This is a genomic window from Nocardia sp. IBHARD005 (genome assembly GCF_052814245.1).
Map to the genome: position 1 here is coordinate 4,997,211 of NZ_CP199935.1, position 15,752 is coordinate 5,012,962.

Consider the following 15,752-nt stretch of genomic DNA (forward strand, 5'->3'; position numbering starts at 1 on the left):
CTTGAATCATGAGCGACTCCGCATCCCCCGAGAATCCCTACGGCACACCGACCACCACCGGGCCGGAACCGATCCGCTCCTATCAGGCCAAGGTCAATACCCTCATCCGCGGCCTGCTGAAGGTGCCGTTCCTGTCCGGCATCCTCGGCAAACATCTGGCCACCCTGCACGTCGTCGGCCGCAAATCCGGCGTGGTCTACGACGTCCCGGTGGCCTACATCGTGCACGACGGCGCTTTGCTGATCGGCACCGCGCTGCACCCCTGGGTGAAGAATCTGCAGGGCGGCGCGCACGTGCGTGTGTCGCGTGGCGGCGCGCCCGAAACCTTCACCGCCACGGTGTACACCGACGAGCAGGACGTCCTCGAACTGTTCGCGGTGATCGCGCGCGACAACAAGCAGAACGCGAAATTCAACGGCATCGGTTACCTCGCCGACGGCGAACCGTCCAAGGCCGACATCTACCAGACCTGGCAGCAGGGCGGCGTCGTCATCGGGCTGACCCCGCGCTGAGCACACGCGAGGGCCCATCGGAATCCCGATGGACCGTCGTGAGCGGGTGCTGTTACTTGCCGCCCTCGGTCGGGGTGACCTGCGCGGGCTGGTAGCTCACGCCCGTGACGTCCACGCCCGCGGCTGTCAACTGGTCGAGCGCCTTGGTGACGTACTCGGTGGTGTAGGCGTCGGAGTCGGGATCCTTGGTGAGAACCGTTGCGCCCTCGGCGTTCTTGGTGTTCCTGGCGATCGACACCGTGCGATCCCACGCGGTCTTGTCGATGGTGCCGATGCCCGCGGGTGAGGGCCAGATCAGCTTGTTCACCTCGTTGATCTGCCACTGCTGGTGTCCCGCGCCGAGGGTGGCGCCTGCCGCGACGGTGATGTCGCGGCACTTGTCGAGATTGTCACGGCAGAAGGCCCAGCCCTCGAGCGAGGCGGTCAGGAACTTGACCGTCTGATCCTGGTACTTGCTGTCCTTCAGCTTCTCGGTGTTGGCCCACAGGGCGTCCTGCAGCATGGCCACACCTTCGTCGTTCCAGTCGATGGTGCTGAAATCGTCTGCGGTGTAGAGCTTTCCGGTCGCCGGGTTCTTGGTCTCGAGCAGCTGGGCGTACTCGTTGTAGGACATGGCCTGGGCGGCGGCGATGTCCTTGGCGAGGAAGGCGTTCATGTCGAACTGCTGCTGGACCAGTTTCACGTCCTTGGCCGGGTCGATACCGGCCTTCGTCATCCCGGCGAAGAGCTCGAATTCGTTGCCGTAGCCCCAGTTTCCGACGGTTTTGCCGCGCAGCGCGGCGGGCCCGGCGATATTGTCGGCCTTGAACGACACCTGCTTGGTGCCCGATTTCTGGAAGATCTGCGCGATCTCGGTGATACCGGCGCCTGCCTCGCGCGAGGCGAGAGCCTTGGGCACCCACGCGACCGCGTAGTCGGCCTGCCCCTGGGCGAGCACCGTCTGCGGCACGATGTCGGTGCCGCCGTCGAGGATCTCGACCGACAGGCCCTGTTTCTTGTAGAACCCCTGGTCCACCGCGGCCAGGTAGCCCGCGAACTGTCCCTGCTTGAACCATTGCAGCTGCAAGGTCACCTTGGTGAGGCCGTCGGCGGTGGTCTCGGAGCCACTGTCGGTGGTGCTACAGCCGGTCAGCGCGGCGGCGGCTACGGCGGCCAGCGCCACCGCGGTGCGCAGCCGGAGTGCGGTCTTGCTCATGGATGGATCTCCCTCATCGGATCGTGGACAGCAGCGGGGTTCGGGGTCGGCGGGTGAGTTGTTCGAGCAGCAACACCGCGGCCAGGAACACCAGGCCGACACACATCGCGCCGACGACATAGGCCCAGGCCCGCGGATAGGCGGTATTGGCCGCGGCGGAGGTGATCCGGCTACCGAGCCCGTTCTGCAGGCCGCCGAAGTATTCGGCGATGATGGCGGCGATCACCGCGCCGGGCGCGGCGATCCGCAAACCCGTGAACAGGTGCGGCAGCGCGGCGGGCAGGCGCACCGTGCGGGTGATCTGCCACCCCGACGCGGCGTAGGAGCTCATCAGGTCGGCCTGCACCGTGGGTACCTGGCGCAGCCCGCGCGCGGTGCTGACGAAGACCGGGAAGAACACGACGATGGTGACGACGAGCCGTCGCGGCGTCTCGGTGGTCGTCGAGTACATCGAGTTCAGCAGCGGTGCCAGCGCCACGATCGGCACCGCGGCGGCGGCCGCGGCCAACGGGGTGAGCAACCCGTCGATCAGTGCGAACCGCACCGCGAGAACGGCGGCGGCCACGCCGAGCACCGTCCCGGCGACGAACCCGATCAGCGCGTTCGTGCCGGTGGCGAGGGAGGCGTCGAGGATCCGGCCCGCGTTCTCGCCGAACTGGGTGGCGATCGCGCTGGGCGCGGGCAGCAGGAACGCGGGCACGCCCCCCACCACGGTGAGCACCTGCCACAGCGCGAGGACGACGACACCGACCAGTAGCGGTGGCAGCCAGGTCTTCATCGCAGATCCCGTCCGGCCACGGCCGTGTCGCCGCGCAGCGCCGCGCGCACGGCGGCGACCGCGGCGAAGAACTCGGTGGAAGCGCGAACGTCGGTGCCCGCCTCACGATCCCAGCCACCGGTCGGCACGATGTCGCTGATCCGGCCTGGTCGCGCCGACAGCACCACCACCCGGTCCGACAGGTACACCGCCTCGGGAATCGAGTGGGTGACGAACACCACCGCGGCGCCGGTCTCCCCCGCGATGCGCAGCAACTCGCCCTGCATGCGTTCTCTGGTCATCTCGTCGAGCGCACCGAACGGTTCGTCCATCAGCAGCAGCGACGGTTTGCGGGCCAGCGCGCGGGCGATCGCGACGCGTTGCTGCATGCCACCGGACAGTTCAGCCGGATACCGGTCGGCGAACTCGCTGAGCCCGGCCATCGCGAGCAGTTCGGCGCTGCGTGCCTTGCGCTGTGCCTTCGGCACCTTGTGCAATTCCAGGGGCAGCTCGACATTGGCTGCGACTGTGCGCCATTCGAGCAGACCGGCCTGCTGGAACGCGATGCCGTAGTCCTGGTCGAGCCGGGCCTGCCGCGCGGGCTTGCCGTGCACGGTGACAGTGCCCTCGCTCGGGGTCTCCAGGTCGGCCACGATCCGCAGCAGGGTGGACTTGCCGCAGCCGGAAGGTCCAATGAGCGAGACGAATTCGCCCGGCGCGACGGTGAGCGAGACATCGGACAGCGCCGTCACCGAACCGGCGGCGAAGGTCTTGCCGAGGTGGCTCAGCTCGACCGCGGCCGAGACCGGCGATACCGGACTGTCGGGTTCGGTGACTGAGGTGGTCATGGGTACTTCTTCCTGAAACGTTGTCGTGGAGAGTGTTTCGGCGACGCTCATCGGCCCTCGCTCGACGCGCCGGTGCCCGGCGGGTGGCTGTAGCGGCGCAGCGCCAGCTCCACCAGACCGACCAGCGCGGTGAGGACGACCCCGAGTAGCGCGGCGGCGAAGACGGCGGCGTAGAGCCGGGCCGAATCGCCGGTGGCCTGCTGGGAGAACACGATGATCTGCCGTCCGATCCCACCCGCGGTGCCGGTGGAAATCTCGGCGACGACCGCACCGATCACCGCGGCCGCGGCGGCCAGCCGTAGTGCGGGAACGAGTGCGGGAACGGCAGCGGGAAACCGCAAGCGCGTCAGCGTCGCCCACCATCCGGCCGAGCAACTACGCATCAGCTCGACCGAGGCCGCCGACGGTGTCTGCAATCCGCGCAGCATCCCGATCGCGATGGGGAAGAAGGCGAGGTAGGCCGCGATCACGACGATGCTCATCCACGGCCGCCACGGCTCACCGCCGATGGACAGTTTGCCGCCCCATGCCGCCACCAGCGGTGCGAGCGCGATCAGCGGAACTGTCTGCGAGAGAACAACATACGGCAGCAGTCCGCGTTCGAGCCAGCCGAATCGCTGCATCGCGACCGCCAGTGCCACGCCGACCACCGCCCCGAGCACCAGCGCCAGCAACGACAGCCCCAGCGTGAACATCCCTGTGCGCAACAGTGTTTCACCGACGGTGCCTTTGCCGTCCACCTCACCGAGCACGGTGACCACGGCCCACACGTGTGGCAGGGCGCCGTCGCTGGTGCGCGGAAGTACTCGGGTGCCCGCGATGCTCACGCCGTCGGCGGGAACCAGCACCTTCACCAGCTCCCAGATCACCGCCACGAGCACGAACGCGCTCACCGCGTAGACCGCGCGCAGCAACCGGGTCCGGCCAGGAGTGGAAGCTCGGATCTTTTGCGGGACAACAGCTGTCGCCGGATCGATGGTTACCGTGGTCACCGACGCACTCCCACCCCGCGGTCCACCCGCCGTTGCCCGGCGAGCGTCGCGGCTGTCCCGCGCGCGCCGGTGTTCCACGCCCACCCCAGCGCGAGATCGGCGCTCATGACAGACCGGCCGCTTGAATCGCGGTGACCTGCTGATGCAGTCGCGGCAGAATCTGCTCGCCATAGGCCTCGAGCGTGGCCGTTTTGGCGTCGTGCTGCAGATACACCGCGAATTGGCCGACGCCGAGCTTCTCGAGCTCCCACAACCGGGCGAGCTGTTCGTCGGGGGTCCCGATCAGGCAGAACCGGTCCACGATCTCGTCGGGCACGAAATCGGCATGCGTATTGCCCGCGCGCCCGTGCTGGTTGTAGTCGTAGCCCTGCCTGCCGGCGATGTAGTCGGTCAGCGCCGCCGGAACATCGCCGCCCGCACCGTATTTCGCGACGATGTCGGCCACGTGGTTACCGACCATGCCGCCGAACCAGCGACACTGGTCACGGGCGTGTTCCAGTCCGCTCTGCGATCCATCGGTGACATAGGCGGGCGCGGCGACACAGATCTTCACCGACAGCGGGTCACGGCCTGCCGCCTCGGCCGCGGCACGCACCTGGGAAATGGTCCAGGCGGTGATGTCGGGGTCGGCGAGTTGCAGGATGAACCCGTCGGCGACCTGCCCGGTGAGCTCGAGGGCCTTCGGCCCGTATCCGGCGACCCACACCTCGAGCCGCGAATCGGCGGCCCACGGAAACCGCAACTCCGCGTCGCCGACGCGGGCGCTGCGGCCGTTGCCGAGTTCTCTGATCACCTCGACCGCTTCGCGCAGGGTGGCCAACGTCGTCGGCTTGCCGCCGAGCGTGCGGACCGCCGAGTCGCCGCGCCCGATGCCGCAGATCGTGCGGTTGCCGAACATCTCGTTGAGCGTGGCGAAGGTGGACGCGGTCACTGTCTGGTCCCGGGTGGCCGGGTTGGTGACCATCGGGCCCACGATCATCTTCCGGGTCGCCGCCAGGATCTGGCTGTAGATCACATAGGGCTCCTGCCAGAGCAGGTGCGAGTCGAAGGTCCACACATGCGAGAACCCGTGGGTCTCGGCCAGTCTGGCCAGTTCGATCACCCGCGACGAGGGTGGTGTGCACTGCAGGACGACTCCGATGTCCATCGGCACTCTCCGTTTCGGCAGTTGGTTCTACAGCAGGTTCTGTGACAGGCCGCGCCGGACGAACCGGCCGTGCCCGGCGCGACCGTGGTAGGCGCCGTCGTCGACGATCACCCGGCCGCGGGACAGGACCGTATCGACGTGTCCGTCGATCTCGAAGCCCTCCCACGCGGAGTGGTCCATGTTCATGTGGTGGGTCTTGCCGAGGCCGATGCTGGTGTGCCCGTCGGGGTCGTAGATCACCACATCGGCATCGGCGCCCGGACTGATCACGCCCTTGCGCGGATACATCCCGAACATCCGGGCCGGGTTGGTGCAGCAGACCTCCACCCACCGTTCGAGGGAGATCCGCCCGTCCTTGACGCCCTGGAACAGCAGGTCCATCCGGTGCTCGACACCGCCGATCCCGTTCGGGATCTTGCTGAAATCGCCCACGCCGAGCTCTTTCTGGTCTTTCATGCAGAACGGGCAGTGGTCGGTGCTCACCGCGGTGACATCACCGGTGCGGATGAAGCGCCACAGCTCGTCTTGATGACCCTCGGCGCGCGAGCGCAGCGGCGTCGAGCAGACCCACTTGGCGCCCTCGAAACCTGGTGTGCCCAACTGTTCTTCGAGCGAGAGATACAGGTACTGCGGGCAGGTCTCAGCGAAGACGTTGTGCCCGTTGTCGCGCGCTGTCACGATTTGTTCCATTGCCTGCTTGGCCGATACGTGCACCACGTACAGCGGGGCACCGGTCAACTGCGCCAACATGATCGCGCGATGGGTGGCTTCTTCTTCCATCTGCCACGGGCGGCTGGTGCCGTGGAAGTAGGGCGAGGTGTCACCGCGCGCGAGCGACTGTTCGACGAGGACGTCGATGGCGATGCCGTTCTCCGCGTGCATCATCATCAGCGCGCCGAGGTCGCCCGCGGACTGCATGGCGCGCAGAATCTGGCCGTCGTCGGAGTAGAAGACACCCGGGTAGGCCATGAACAGCTTGAAGCTGGTGACGCCTTCGCTGACGAGTTCGCTCATCCCCTTCAGGGATTCGTCGTTGACATCGCCGATGATCTGGTGGAACCCGTAGTCGATCGCGCACTGCCCAGCGGCCTTGGCGTGCCATTCGGCGAGGGTGTCCTGCACCCGCTGGCCCGGTTTCTGCACGGCGAAGTCGACGATCGTGGTGGTGCCGCCCCAGGCCGCGGCCCGTGTTCCGGTTTCGAAGGTGTCACTGGCCTCGGTGCCGCCGAACGGCAGCTGCATGTGCGTGTGCCCATCGACGCCGCCGGGGATCACGTACTTGCCGGTCGCGTCGATCACCGTGTCGGCGGCGGCGGCGAGATCGGCACCGAGCGCGGTCGAACCCGGTTGCAGGACAGCGACAATCGTGTCGTTCTCGATCAGTACGTCGAGCAGCTGGGACCCGGTGGCGCTCACCACCGTCCCGCCGTGGATGAAGGTACGCATCAGGGGTTCACCAACGGTCCGTAGGCATCCGGGCGACGGTCGCGATAGAAAGCCCATCGCTCGCGCACTATTTTGATCAGATCCATATCAAGATCACGAACAACCAATTCCGGCGAGGTATCGGAGGCGACCTCGCCGACGAACTTCCCCTCGGGGTCGACGAAATAGCTCGTACCGTAGAAGTCGTCGTCGCCGTATTCGCTCTCGATACCGACTCGGTTGATCGCGCCGACGTAATACTCGTTGGCCACCGCCGAGGCGGGCTGCTCGAGTTTCCACAGATAACTGGAAAGCCCCCTCGACGTCGCCGACGGATTGAACACGATTTCCGCGCCCGCGAGGCCGAGCGCCCGCCAGCCCTCCGGGAAATGGCGGTCGTAACAGATATAGACGCCTACCTTGCCGACCGCGGTGTCGAATACCGGCCACCCGAGGTTGCCCGGGCGGAAGTAGAACTTCTCCCAGAAACCGGTCACTTGCGGGATGTGGTGTTTACGGTATTTGCCCAGGTAGGAACCGTCGGCGTCGATCACCGCCGCCGTGTTGTAGAGCAGCCCGTCCATCTCGCGCTCGTATACCGGTAGCACGATCACCAGGTTCAGTTCGGCGGCCAGTGCGGCGAATCGCTCGGTCGTCGGGCCCGGCACCGATTCGGCGTACTCGTAGAACTTGGCGTCCTGTAGCTGGCAGAAATACGGGCCGTAGAACAACTCCTGGAAGCAGATCACCTGCGCGCCCTGCGCCGCCGCCTCCCGTGCGTAGTCCTCGTGGACCTTGATCATTGATTCTTTGTCACCGGTCCAGGTGGTCTGGACGAGCGCCGCTCTGACGATTCCCATGCTTTGTTATACTGCACCTACAACTGATTCCGTTGTGTTACAAGAGTGCGGAAACAGTTTCGGTGCCGTAAACCTTGGCGGCGCCCCCGATCGGCCGCGCACGACCGGCGCAGAATGGGCACATGACCGAAGCCTCGCCGACCGCACTGCTCGCGGACTTCGCCGGGGACCTCGACGAACGAACCGCCGCCGGGATCGCCGCCGCCATCGGGCGCCGCATCCGCTCGGGAACACTCGCGCCGGGCACCCGGCTGCCCACCGTGCGCGAGGTGGCCCGTGAACTACGGGTCTCCCCCGCCACCGTCAGCCAGGCGTGGCGGGCGCTGGCCGCGACCGGCGCGATCACCGCGCGCGGACGGGCTGGCACCTTCGTCGGGGCGAAGCAGGAGGCGCCGATCGGCCGGTATCAGCGCCTGCACTCGCACTCCGACAACGCTTTTCGCGTCGACCTGTCCCGCGGCACCCCCGATCCGGCGCTCCTGCCCGACCTCGCTGCCGCATTGCACGCGCTCTCGCGCGATACCGCGCCAGGCGATCTGTCGGCCCACTATCTCGGCGAGGCGGTGCTGCCCGCGCTCGCCGAGACGCTGCGCGCCGACTGGCCGTGGCCGTGCGAACGGCTGACCGTCCTCGACGGCGCCCTCGACGCGGTGGACCGGCTGCTCGCCGCACACGTGCGCTTCGGTGATCCGGTGATCGTCGAGGACCCGTGCTTCCCACCGTTTCTCGATCTGCTCGCCCGCCTCGGCGCGCGCCCGGTCCCCGTCCGCCTCGACGAATCCGGTTTCCGGCCTGAGGAATTCGCGCGCGCCTTCGACGGACCGGCGCCGCGCGCGGTGATCCTGCAGCCGCGCGCCAACAACCCGACCGGCGCCTCCCTCGGCGCCGCCAGAGTCCGCGAACTGGCCGCGTTACTCGGCCCGCACCCGGCGCTGATCATCGAGGACGACCACTCCGCCGGCATCGCCACCACCCCGCTGCGCTCGCTCGCCGCGCACTTCCCCGATCGCGGTGTCTACATCCGCTCCTACTCCAAGTCCCACGGTGCCGATCTGCGCCTGGCCGTCGCGGGTGGGCCCGCGGCGCTGCTCGATCCGGTGGTCGAACGCCGGATGCTCGGGCCTGGGTGGTCCAGCCGACTACTACAGCGCGTGCTGCTGACGATGCTGCACGATCCCGACGCCCGCGCCACCGTCGCGGGTGCGCGCCTGGAATACCGCAGGCGCGCTACCGTTGTGCGCCGTGCGCTGGCCCGCCACGAGGTGATCGTGGCCGCGGGCGACGGCATCAATGTCTGGCTCCCGGTCTCCGACGAGAACGCCGCCATGATCAGCCTCGCCGCGGCAGGCATCAAGGCCGCGCCCGGCGGCCCGTTCGAGGTGGGTCCGAACCCGGCCCGCGACCACCTGCGCCTGACCCTCGGCGCCCTCGATGCCACCACGGACCTACCCTGGCTCGCCGCCGAGCTGGCCGCCGCCACCACCGCGGAGCCCACCTACCGGCGCATCCGCCGGACCTGACCTGCGCCGTCATCCGCCGATGCGGCAGAATGGACCACTGCCGATCACCGGGAGAGCCCACTGTCCACCATCGAATGGACCGAAGACCACAGTCAGCAGACCGCCGTCTGGCATTCGGAGAACGGCGCGCCCGCGCCGCGCACCGTCACCACCGCCGACGACCGGCTCTCGGCCGATCACGCGTACCGCCGCATCAGGGCGGGTGAGGCGCTGCTGTGGCAGGGCGACTACAACAACGGCCGCCAGCTGTTGCAGGCCCTTGGCCGGCGCGCCGACCGGATGCCCGCCAAGAAGCCGCCCATCGGCGGTCTCGGCGCGCTCTACGAGCACGAGCGAGTCAGAAGACGCACGCGCGCAAGCATTCTCGGCAGTCTGCTGATCCAGCTCGACGCCGACTTCGACCTCGGCCTGCGCCGTGCGCCCGACGTCGCGGCCGCCTGCGAGGCGGCCTATGGTCCGGCGGCCGGATCACGCGTCGTCACCTTCACCGAACTGCTCGGCGTCCTGAGCGCCTACCGCTGGCAGCAACAGGGTGTCGAGGTACCGGCGCTCGGCGCCCGCGTCTTCCCCGGGTACGGCGTATTCTCGCCCACCCGAAGCGAATACGTGGATCTTGTCGCCGACGCACCGCTCGATCCCGAGGTCCGCACCGCTTTCGATCTCGGCACCGGTACCGGTGTGCTGGCCGCTCTGCTCGCCAAGCGCGGGGTCCCCGAGATCGTCGCCACCGATATCAATCCACGGGCCCTGCGCTGCGCGAAGGACAACGCCGAACGCCTCGGCCTCGCGAAGGTGATCGCCGTGACCGGCCCCGCCCTCTACCCGCCCGGCCGGGCCGATCTCGTGGTGTGCAACCCACCCTGGCTACCGGGTGTCCCCACCTCGGACCTGGAACGCGGTGTCTACGACCAGGATCAGTCGATGCTCACCGAGTTCGCCCGCGATCTGCGCGCGCACCTCACCCCTCACGGCGAGGGCTGGCTGGTGCTGTCCGACCTCGCCGAACTGCTCGGCCTGCGCCCGGCCGACTACATCCCGCGCCTGCTCGACGAGGCGGGCCTGCACGTGCTCGGCAAGCTCACCACCCGTGCGCGCCATCCGCGAGCCACCGATCGCGACGACCCCCTCGCCGCGGCCCGCACCGCCGAGACGACCACGCTGTGGCGCCTGCGGGCGCGCTAGCTCTTCCAGCGCCGCCCCGGGTAGGGGGCCTCACGTCCGCTACGAACACCACCGCACCGATCCGGCAACACCTCCCGGATTTCTTCGAAGAATCTTCCGCCGACGCCGGTCGTCAGGCCGTCGGCCCGCCCGAAAGATGATCGTTGCGTGTCGATCACAGGACCAGCGGTCCGGATCTGGTGGTCTGTCCCCACGCGGGCCGGTGCGGCTGGCAGGATGCGCGGTACATCGTCCGGCAGCACCCGTTTTCGAGGAGATCCCGCCAAGGTGACCAGCATTTCGCAGGACCGACCGTTCATTCGCGCACTCGTCGGCGTCGGTATCGCCGCGGCCGCCCTCGTGGCGCTGGCCCCCGCCGCGCAGACCGTCCCTCGGCATCAGGCCGTGATCCCCGGCTGCACACCGGCCGCGGCGGGTCAGCCCAACGGCAAGCAGTGGCCCATCGAACCCGCGCTCACCATCGACACCGCCGCGAGCCACTCCGCCACCCTCGAAACCACCTGCGGCACAGTCACGATCGCGCTCGATGCCGCCGCGGCCCCGCGCACGGTGAACTCGTTCGCCTTCCTCGCCGGCGAGGGCTACTTCGACCACACCCGCTGCCACCGGCTCACCACCCAGGGCATCTTCGTGCTCCAGTGCGGCGACCCCACCGCCACCGGCATGGGCGGCCCCGGCTACAAGTTCAGCGACGAGAATCTCGCGGGCGCGGTCTACCCGGCGGGTACCGTCGCGATGGCCAACGCCGGCCCCGGCACCAACGGTAGCCAGTTCTTCCTGGTCTACCGCGACACCCAGCTGCCGCCGAACTACACACCCTTCGGCACGATCACCGAGGGCCTGGACGCGCTCACCAATGTCGCAGGCGCAGGCGTGGCGGGCGGCGGCGCCGACGGCACGCCCGTGGCCGACGTGGTCTTCAACGCGGTGACCACCGCACAGGGCTGATCAACGGCCGAGGGCCGCGTCTCCGGAGTTCGGAAAGACGCGGCCCTCGTCGCAGAGCTGCTGGATCAGCCGGCGCTGATCGAACTGAACAGGTTCTGGATGGTCTGCAGGATGATTTCGGTCAGCAATTCAGCGGCGGAACCGGCCATGACAACGCTCCTCGTAAGTCCTCATCAGGTGAAACGAACAAGTGAAGCGTGCCCTATTCACTTCCCGTCGCGCAGCGTTTCGGTGAAAAAATATGAACGGAAACCACGGAGGCCGCGCCCCCGCCGGGACGCGGCCTTCGTGGATCGTGACTAGAGGTACTGACCCGTGTTCGACTCGGTGTCGATCGCGCGGCTGGCCGAGGCGTTCTTGCCGGTGACGAGCGTGCGGATGTAGACGATCCGCTCGCCCTTCTTGCCCGAGATCCGCGCCCAGTCATCGGGATTGGTGGTGTTGGGCAGGTCCTCGTTCTCGGCGAACTCGTCGACGATCGAATCGAACAGGTGCTGGATCCGCAGACCCGGGTTACCCGTGTCGAGTACCGATTTGATCGCGTACTTCTTCGCCCGGTCGACGATGTTCTGGATCATCGCGCCGGAGTTGAAGTCCTTGAAGTACAGGACTTCCTTGTCACCGTTGGCGTAGGTGACCTCCAGGAACCGGTTGTCGTCGCTCTCGGCGTACATCCGCTCGACGACCTTCTCGATCATCGCCTCGACACACGCCTGCTTGTCGCCGTCGAACTCGCGCAGATCGCTCTCGTGCAGCGGCAGCGTCTCGGTGAGGTACTTCGAGAAGATGTCCTGCGCCGATTCCGCGTCGGGGCGCTCGATCTTGATCTTCACATCGAGACGACCGGGCCGCAGGATCGCGGGGTCGATCATGTCCTCGCGGTTGGACGCACCGATCACGATGACGTTCTCGAGCCCCTCCACTCCGTCGATCTCCGAAAGCAGCTGCGGCACAACGGTGGTCTCCACATCGGAGGACACACCGGAGCCGCGGGTGCGGAAGATCGAGTCCATCTCGTCGAAGAACACGATCACCGGGGTGCCCTCGGAGGCCTTCTCCCGCGCCCGCTGGAAGATGATGCGAATGTGGCGCTCGGTCTCGCCGACGAACTTGTTGAGCAGCTCGGGGCCCTTGATGTTGAGGAAGAACGACTTGGCTTCCTTGGCATCCTGACCACGCGATTCGGCGATCTTCTTGGCGAGGGAGTTGGCCACCGCCTTGGCGATCAGCGTCTTACCGCACCCGGGCGGACCGTAGAGCAGCACACCCTTGGGCGGGCGAAGCGCGTACTCACGGAACAGATCCTTGTGCAGGAACGGCAGTTCCACCGCATCGCGGATCTGCTCGATCTGGCGGCCGAGACCACCGATGTCGGTGTAGTCGACGTCGGGAACCTCTTCCAGCACAAGGTCTTCGACCTCGGCCTTGGGAACCCGCTCGAACGCGAAGCCCGCCTTGGTGTCGACCAGCAGCGAATCACCTGGCCGCAGTTTGCGAATCGGCTGATCGGGGTCTGCCATGTCGTCGTATTCGGCGATCTTGGACAACGGACCCGACAGCCACACCACCCGCTCTTCGTCGGCGTGGCCGACCACGAGGGCGCGCCTGCCGTCGTCGAGAATCTCACGCAGCGTGCCGATTTCGCCGATGGCGTCGAAATTGCCCGCCTCTACGACGGTGAGTGCCTCGTTGAGGCGCACGGTCTGGCCGTATTCCAGTGCGTCAGCGTCGATATTGGGCGAGCAGGTGAGGCGCATCTTGCGACCGGAGGTGAAGACGTCGACCGTCTGATCCTCGTACGCATGGATGACGATGCCGTAGCCGCTCGGCGGCTGGCCGAGGCGATCGACTTCCTCACGCAACGCGATCAGCTGTTGGCGCGCTTCTTTGAGCGTGTCCATCAACTTGCCGTTGCGGATGGTCAGCGAATCGATCCTGGCTTCCAATTCGCGTGCGCGATCCGGCGAATCGGCGAGTTGCCTGCGAAGAGCAGCCGACTCGGCGCGTACCGCCTCGAGCTCTCGCCAGGCCGCCGAATCCGAATTCTCGTTGGGGCTCATGATGCTGCTCCTCCCAGTCCCGGTCTTTCAACGCTACCGGGCGCGGTCCGTTCTCGCTTTCCGACATGGTTTCGTCGTGATCACATCTTGTACGGTCGGTACGACATCAACTACACATTCGCACCTGTTAGGCTCCCCTAACACCCCGTACGGGGCACTCGCCGAACGAGTCGAAAGGTTGCTGAACATGCTCCTTCCTCCCCGCACGATCCGCGTCATCGTCGCCACCGCTGCGACGGCGCTCGCCGTCACCGTCGGACTGACCGGTTGCGGCGACTCCGACGATTCCTCGACGAATGCCACCACGAGCAGTACCAGTATCGCGGCCGCTCCGTCCAGCCTTTCGGCAACCCCGGCACCTTCGGGTGACAACGCCGCGGCCCCCACCGCCGATTCCCTGAAGGCGACGCTGATCAAGTTCGCCGATCCCGGACTGTCCACCGACGACAAGGCGAAACTGATCGTCAACGGCGATTCGCGCAAGGCCAACATCGATCAGATGAACGGCATGCTGGCCGGCTACACCCTGACTTTCGCCGTCGACAACGTCGTGACCAGCGGTGACACCGCCACCGCCGATGTGATCATCACCTCGCCGCACGGCACCGCGCCCTCGTTCCCGATCACCTGGCAGCGCGAGGCAGGTACGTGGAAGCTCTCCGACGCCAGCGGCTGCCTGCTGCTCGGCTTCGCGCAGGCCCCCTGCACGCCCGCCTGATCGTTCGGCACCGCCCGGATGGTCCGCGAGTACCACCGGGGCCGTGCGGTCGCTCTGCGAGGCGCGCAGGCACCAAGATCACTCATGCGGACGTGAGACCTCACTCGCCGCTGCTGCCCATCACGGGAAACGACCGAGGGCACTCCGGCAACCGAGGAATACGCGGTCACCGGCGAATTCCCTTGCCTGCCGACGGTTCACCGGTTGGATACCCAAGCCCGCACCCTCGCTCTCGAGTAGTTCCACGCAGGTGGCCGGGGTAGTTCCGCACTGTGTTCGCGGCGCGAATTCTGCGATCGTCGGTGTCATGAGTGTTGTGCCCAGTGTCGCGGTGGTCGCCGCGAACACCCCGGCCGATCGTGATCGGTTCCTGGACCTGCTGCGCATCTCGTCGCTGGTGGTGGTCGTCGCGGGCCACTGCCTGATGCTGACCGTGACGGTGTCGGACACCGGGGTGCAGTTCGGCAACGTGCTCGCCGACCTACCGATGCTGCAGCCGCTCACCTGGGTTCTGCAGGTACTCCCGTTGTTCTTCTTCGCGGGCGTGGCGGCGGGTGCGCGCGGCCTTGGACCTGGGACATCGTGGGGCGCTTGGCTATTCCGGCGCACCCAGCGCCTGGTGCGACCGCTCGGGTATTTCGTCGGCGCCTCGGCGGTGCTGCTGGTGGTGGCCGCTCGCGTGCTCGCACCGGGATGGCAGCGTCCGCTCGCCGTGACGAGCGTGCAGCTGCTGTGGTTTCTCGGGATGTATCTTGCGGTGCTGGCGTGCGTGCCGTTGCTGGCGGCGCAGGTCACCAGTGGTCGCCGGATGTTCGCCGTGGTCGCGGTGATCGTGGTCGCCACGGCGGTGATCGACGCGGTGCGGCTCACCGGTGGGCCGATGGAGCTCGGCTATCTGAATGTGATCGTCTGGCTGGTGCCCGCGGTGCTCGGGATCGGATATCTGCGCGGTCTGCTGTCGCGGCGGACCGCGGCGGAGCTCGCCTGCGTCGCCTTGACGGCCGATGTGCTGCTGGTTCTGGTCGGACCGTACGAAACGAGCATGGTGACCGTGCCGGGCCAGCGACTGTCGAACCTGGCGCCACCCTCGCTGCTCCTTGCCGGGCACGCGGTGGTGCTGTGCTGCGCCGCCGTAGCCGTGGCGCCCTGGCTGCGCCGTCTCGCCGCGCGCCCGCGGGTCTGGTGGCTGACGGTCATCGGCAACACCGGCGCCATGACGCTCTACCTGTGGCACATGCCCGCCCTGCTCACCGTGCTCGTGCTCAGCCACGTGGCGGGCGTCGACCGCACCGCACCCACCGAGCCCGGGTTCTGGCTGCTCACGGCGGTGCAGCTCACCGCGACCGCCGCACTCACCGGCGCCTTGTTCCTCGCCCTGCGCGGCCTGGAGAACACTGCGTTGCCCTGGTGGGACGGTCCGGTTGCCGCGGTGCGCGGTGTCCGCTCGGCGGCCACCGTGCTCGCCGTGATCGCGGCCGGGCTCGCGATCCTGCAGGCCACCCGCTGGGGCCTCACCGTGGACGGTTGGACCTGGTTCGCAGGCGCGGCGGCGGCACTGCTCGCCGCCCGCCTGCTCACCCGTGGGTAG

Annotated in this window: 14 protein-coding genes; 6 read left to right on the top strand and 8 right to left on the bottom strand. The window is 67.6% G+C overall.

Translation table 11 applies throughout. From position 1 onward, the window contains the following. The first annotated feature begins 8 nt into the window (after positions 1-8). Positions 9-512 carry a nitroreductase/quinone reductase family protein gene (locus tag ACTWPB_RS23575; RefSeq protein WP_446222726.1) on the top strand — a complete coding sequence of 168 codons (504 nt, stop codon included), beginning with the start codon at positions 9-11 and terminating at the stop codon, positions 510-512. A 52-nt stretch (positions 513-564) separates the two neighbouring features. Here the strand turns inward: ACTWPB_RS23575 and ACTWPB_RS23580 are convergent, their stop codons facing one another. The 7 genes from ACTWPB_RS23580 to ACTWPB_RS23610 form a co-directional block, all read right to left on the bottom strand. Further along, positions 565-1,707 carry an ABC transporter substrate-binding protein gene (locus ACTWPB_RS23580; RefSeq protein WP_446222727.1) on the bottom strand — a complete coding sequence of 381 codons (1,143 nt, stop codon included), beginning with the start codon at positions 1,705-1,707 and terminating at the stop codon, positions 565-567. Positions 1,708-1,720: 13 nt separating this feature from the next. Further along, complete coding sequence (locus tag ACTWPB_RS23585) at positions 1,721-2,485, bottom strand: ABC transporter permease (protein WP_446222728.1); 765 nt, start codon at positions 2,483-2,485, stop codon at positions 1,721-1,723. Beyond that, the gene (locus ACTWPB_RS23590; protein ID WP_446222729.1) at positions 2,482-3,312 is read right to left on the bottom strand and encodes an ABC transporter ATP-binding protein; all 831 of its coding nucleotides are present in this window, start codon (positions 3,310-3,312) and stop codon (positions 2,482-2,484) included. The genes ACTWPB_RS23585 and ACTWPB_RS23590 overlap by 4 nt, the downstream gene beginning before the upstream one ends. A 47-nt stretch (positions 3,313-3,359) precedes the next feature. Then, positions 3,360-4,304: an ABC transporter permease gene (locus ACTWPB_RS23595; protein WP_446222730.1), complete on the bottom strand. Its 945-nt coding sequence runs from the start codon at positions 4,302-4,304 to the stop codon at positions 3,360-3,362. A gap of 103 nt (positions 4,305-4,407) precedes the next feature. Further along, on the bottom strand, positions 4,408-5,451 hold the full coding sequence (locus tag ACTWPB_RS23600; RefSeq protein ID WP_446222731.1) for a TIGR03842 family LLM class F420-dependent oxidoreductase: 1,044 nt from the start codon (positions 5,449-5,451) through the stop codon (positions 4,408-4,410). Between the two features lie 27 nt (positions 5,452-5,478). Then, positions 5,479-6,897, bottom strand: coding sequence for a dihydropyrimidinase (hydA, locus tag ACTWPB_RS23605; protein ID WP_446222732.1), 1,419 nt, complete (start codon positions 6,895-6,897; stop codon positions 5,479-5,481). Further along, a complete protein-coding gene (locus tag ACTWPB_RS23610; protein WP_446222733.1) occupies positions 6,897-7,736 on the bottom strand; it encodes a nitrilase-related carbon-nitrogen hydrolase in 840 nt (279 codons plus the stop codon). Before ACTWPB_RS23610 ends, hydA begins: the two co-directional genes overlap by 1 nt. A gap of 122 nt (positions 7,737-7,858) precedes the next feature. On the opposite strand from ACTWPB_RS23610, the gene ACTWPB_RS23615 reads away from it, so the two are divergent. The 3 genes from ACTWPB_RS23615 (at position 7,859) to ACTWPB_RS23625 (ending at position 11,386) form a co-directional block, all read left to right on the top strand. Then, positions 7,859-9,256 carry an aminotransferase class I/II-fold pyridoxal phosphate-dependent enzyme gene (locus ACTWPB_RS23615; protein WP_446222734.1) on the top strand — a complete coding sequence of 466 codons (1,398 nt, stop codon included), beginning with the start codon at positions 7,859-7,861 and terminating at the stop codon, positions 9,254-9,256. Between the two features lie 279 nt (positions 9,257-9,535). Then, positions 9,536-10,438 (top strand): methyltransferase, encoded by a 903-nt coding sequence (locus ACTWPB_RS23620; RefSeq protein WP_446222735.1) that lies wholly within the window; start codon positions 9,536-9,538, stop codon positions 10,436-10,438. A gap of 267 nt (positions 10,439-10,705) precedes the next feature. After that, positions 10,706-11,386: a peptidylprolyl isomerase gene (locus ACTWPB_RS23625; RefSeq protein WP_446222736.1), complete on the top strand. Its 681-nt coding sequence runs from the start codon at positions 10,706-10,708 to the stop codon at positions 11,384-11,386. 299 nt (positions 11,387-11,685) lie between these two features. On the opposite strand, the gene arc is transcribed toward ACTWPB_RS23625, so the two are convergent. After that, positions 11,686-13,446, bottom strand: a complete 1,761-nt coding sequence (gene arc, locus ACTWPB_RS23630; RefSeq protein WP_266290003.1) for a proteasome ATPase — start codon at positions 13,444-13,446, stop codon at positions 11,686-11,688. Positions 13,447-13,633: 187 nt separating this feature from the next. Between arc and ACTWPB_RS23635 the strand changes: the two genes are divergently transcribed. Next, positions 13,634-14,164 (top strand): hypothetical protein, encoded by a 531-nt coding sequence (locus ACTWPB_RS23635; RefSeq protein ID WP_446222737.1) that lies wholly within the window; start codon positions 13,634-13,636, stop codon positions 14,162-14,164. Positions 14,165-14,471: 307 nt separating this feature from the next. Beyond that, on the top strand, positions 14,472-15,752 hold the full coding sequence (locus ACTWPB_RS23640) for an acyltransferase family protein (RefSeq protein ID WP_446222738.1): 1,281 nt from the start codon (positions 14,472-14,474) through the stop codon (positions 15,750-15,752).

What these genes read in the sequence shown, in the direction of transcription:
- ACTWPB_RS23580 (WP_446222727.1), bottom strand. Translation starts at nt 1,707, where the DNA reads ATGAGCAAGACCGCACTCCGGCTGCGCACCGCGGTGGCGCTGGCCGCC.
- ACTWPB_RS23640 (WP_446222738.1), top strand. Translation starts at nt 14,472, where the DNA reads ATGAGTGTTGTGCCCAGTGTCGCGGTGGTCGCCGCGAACACCCCGGCC.
- ACTWPB_RS23590 (WP_446222729.1), bottom strand. Translation starts at nt 3,312, where the DNA reads ATGACCACCTCAGTCACCGAACCCGACAGTCCGGTATCGCCGGTCTCG.
- hydA (WP_446222732.1), bottom strand. Translation starts at nt 6,897, where the DNA reads ATGCGTACCTTCATCCACGGCGGGACGGTGGTGAGCGCCACCGGGTCC.
- ACTWPB_RS23620 (WP_446222735.1), top strand. Translation starts at nt 9,536, where the DNA reads ATGCCCGCCAAGAAGCCGCCCATCGGCGGTCTCGGCGCGCTCTACGAG.
- arc (WP_266290003.1), bottom strand. Translation starts at nt 13,446, where the DNA reads ATGAGCCCCAACGAGAATTCGGATTCGGCGGCCTGGCGAGAGCTCGAG.
- ACTWPB_RS23615 (WP_446222734.1), top strand. Translation starts at nt 7,859, where the DNA reads ATGACCGAAGCCTCGCCGACCGCACTGCTCGCGGACTTCGCCGGGGAC.
- ACTWPB_RS23575 (WP_446222726.1), top strand. Translation starts at nt 9, where the DNA reads ATGAGCGACTCCGCATCCCCCGAGAATCCCTACGGCACACCGACCACC.
- ACTWPB_RS23585 (WP_446222728.1), bottom strand. Translation starts at nt 2,485, where the DNA reads ATGAAGACCTGGCTGCCACCGCTACTGGTCGGTGTCGTCGTCCTCGCG.
- ACTWPB_RS23600 (WP_446222731.1), bottom strand. Translation starts at nt 5,451, where the DNA reads ATGGACATCGGAGTCGTCCTGCAGTGCACACCACCCTCGTCGCGGGTG.
- ACTWPB_RS23635 (WP_446222737.1), top strand. Translation starts at nt 13,634, where the DNA reads ATGCTCCTTCCTCCCCGCACGATCCGCGTCATCGTCGCCACCGCTGCG.
- ACTWPB_RS23610 (WP_446222733.1), bottom strand. Translation starts at nt 7,736, where the DNA reads ATGGGAATCGTCAGAGCGGCGCTCGTCCAGACCACCTGGACCGGTGAC.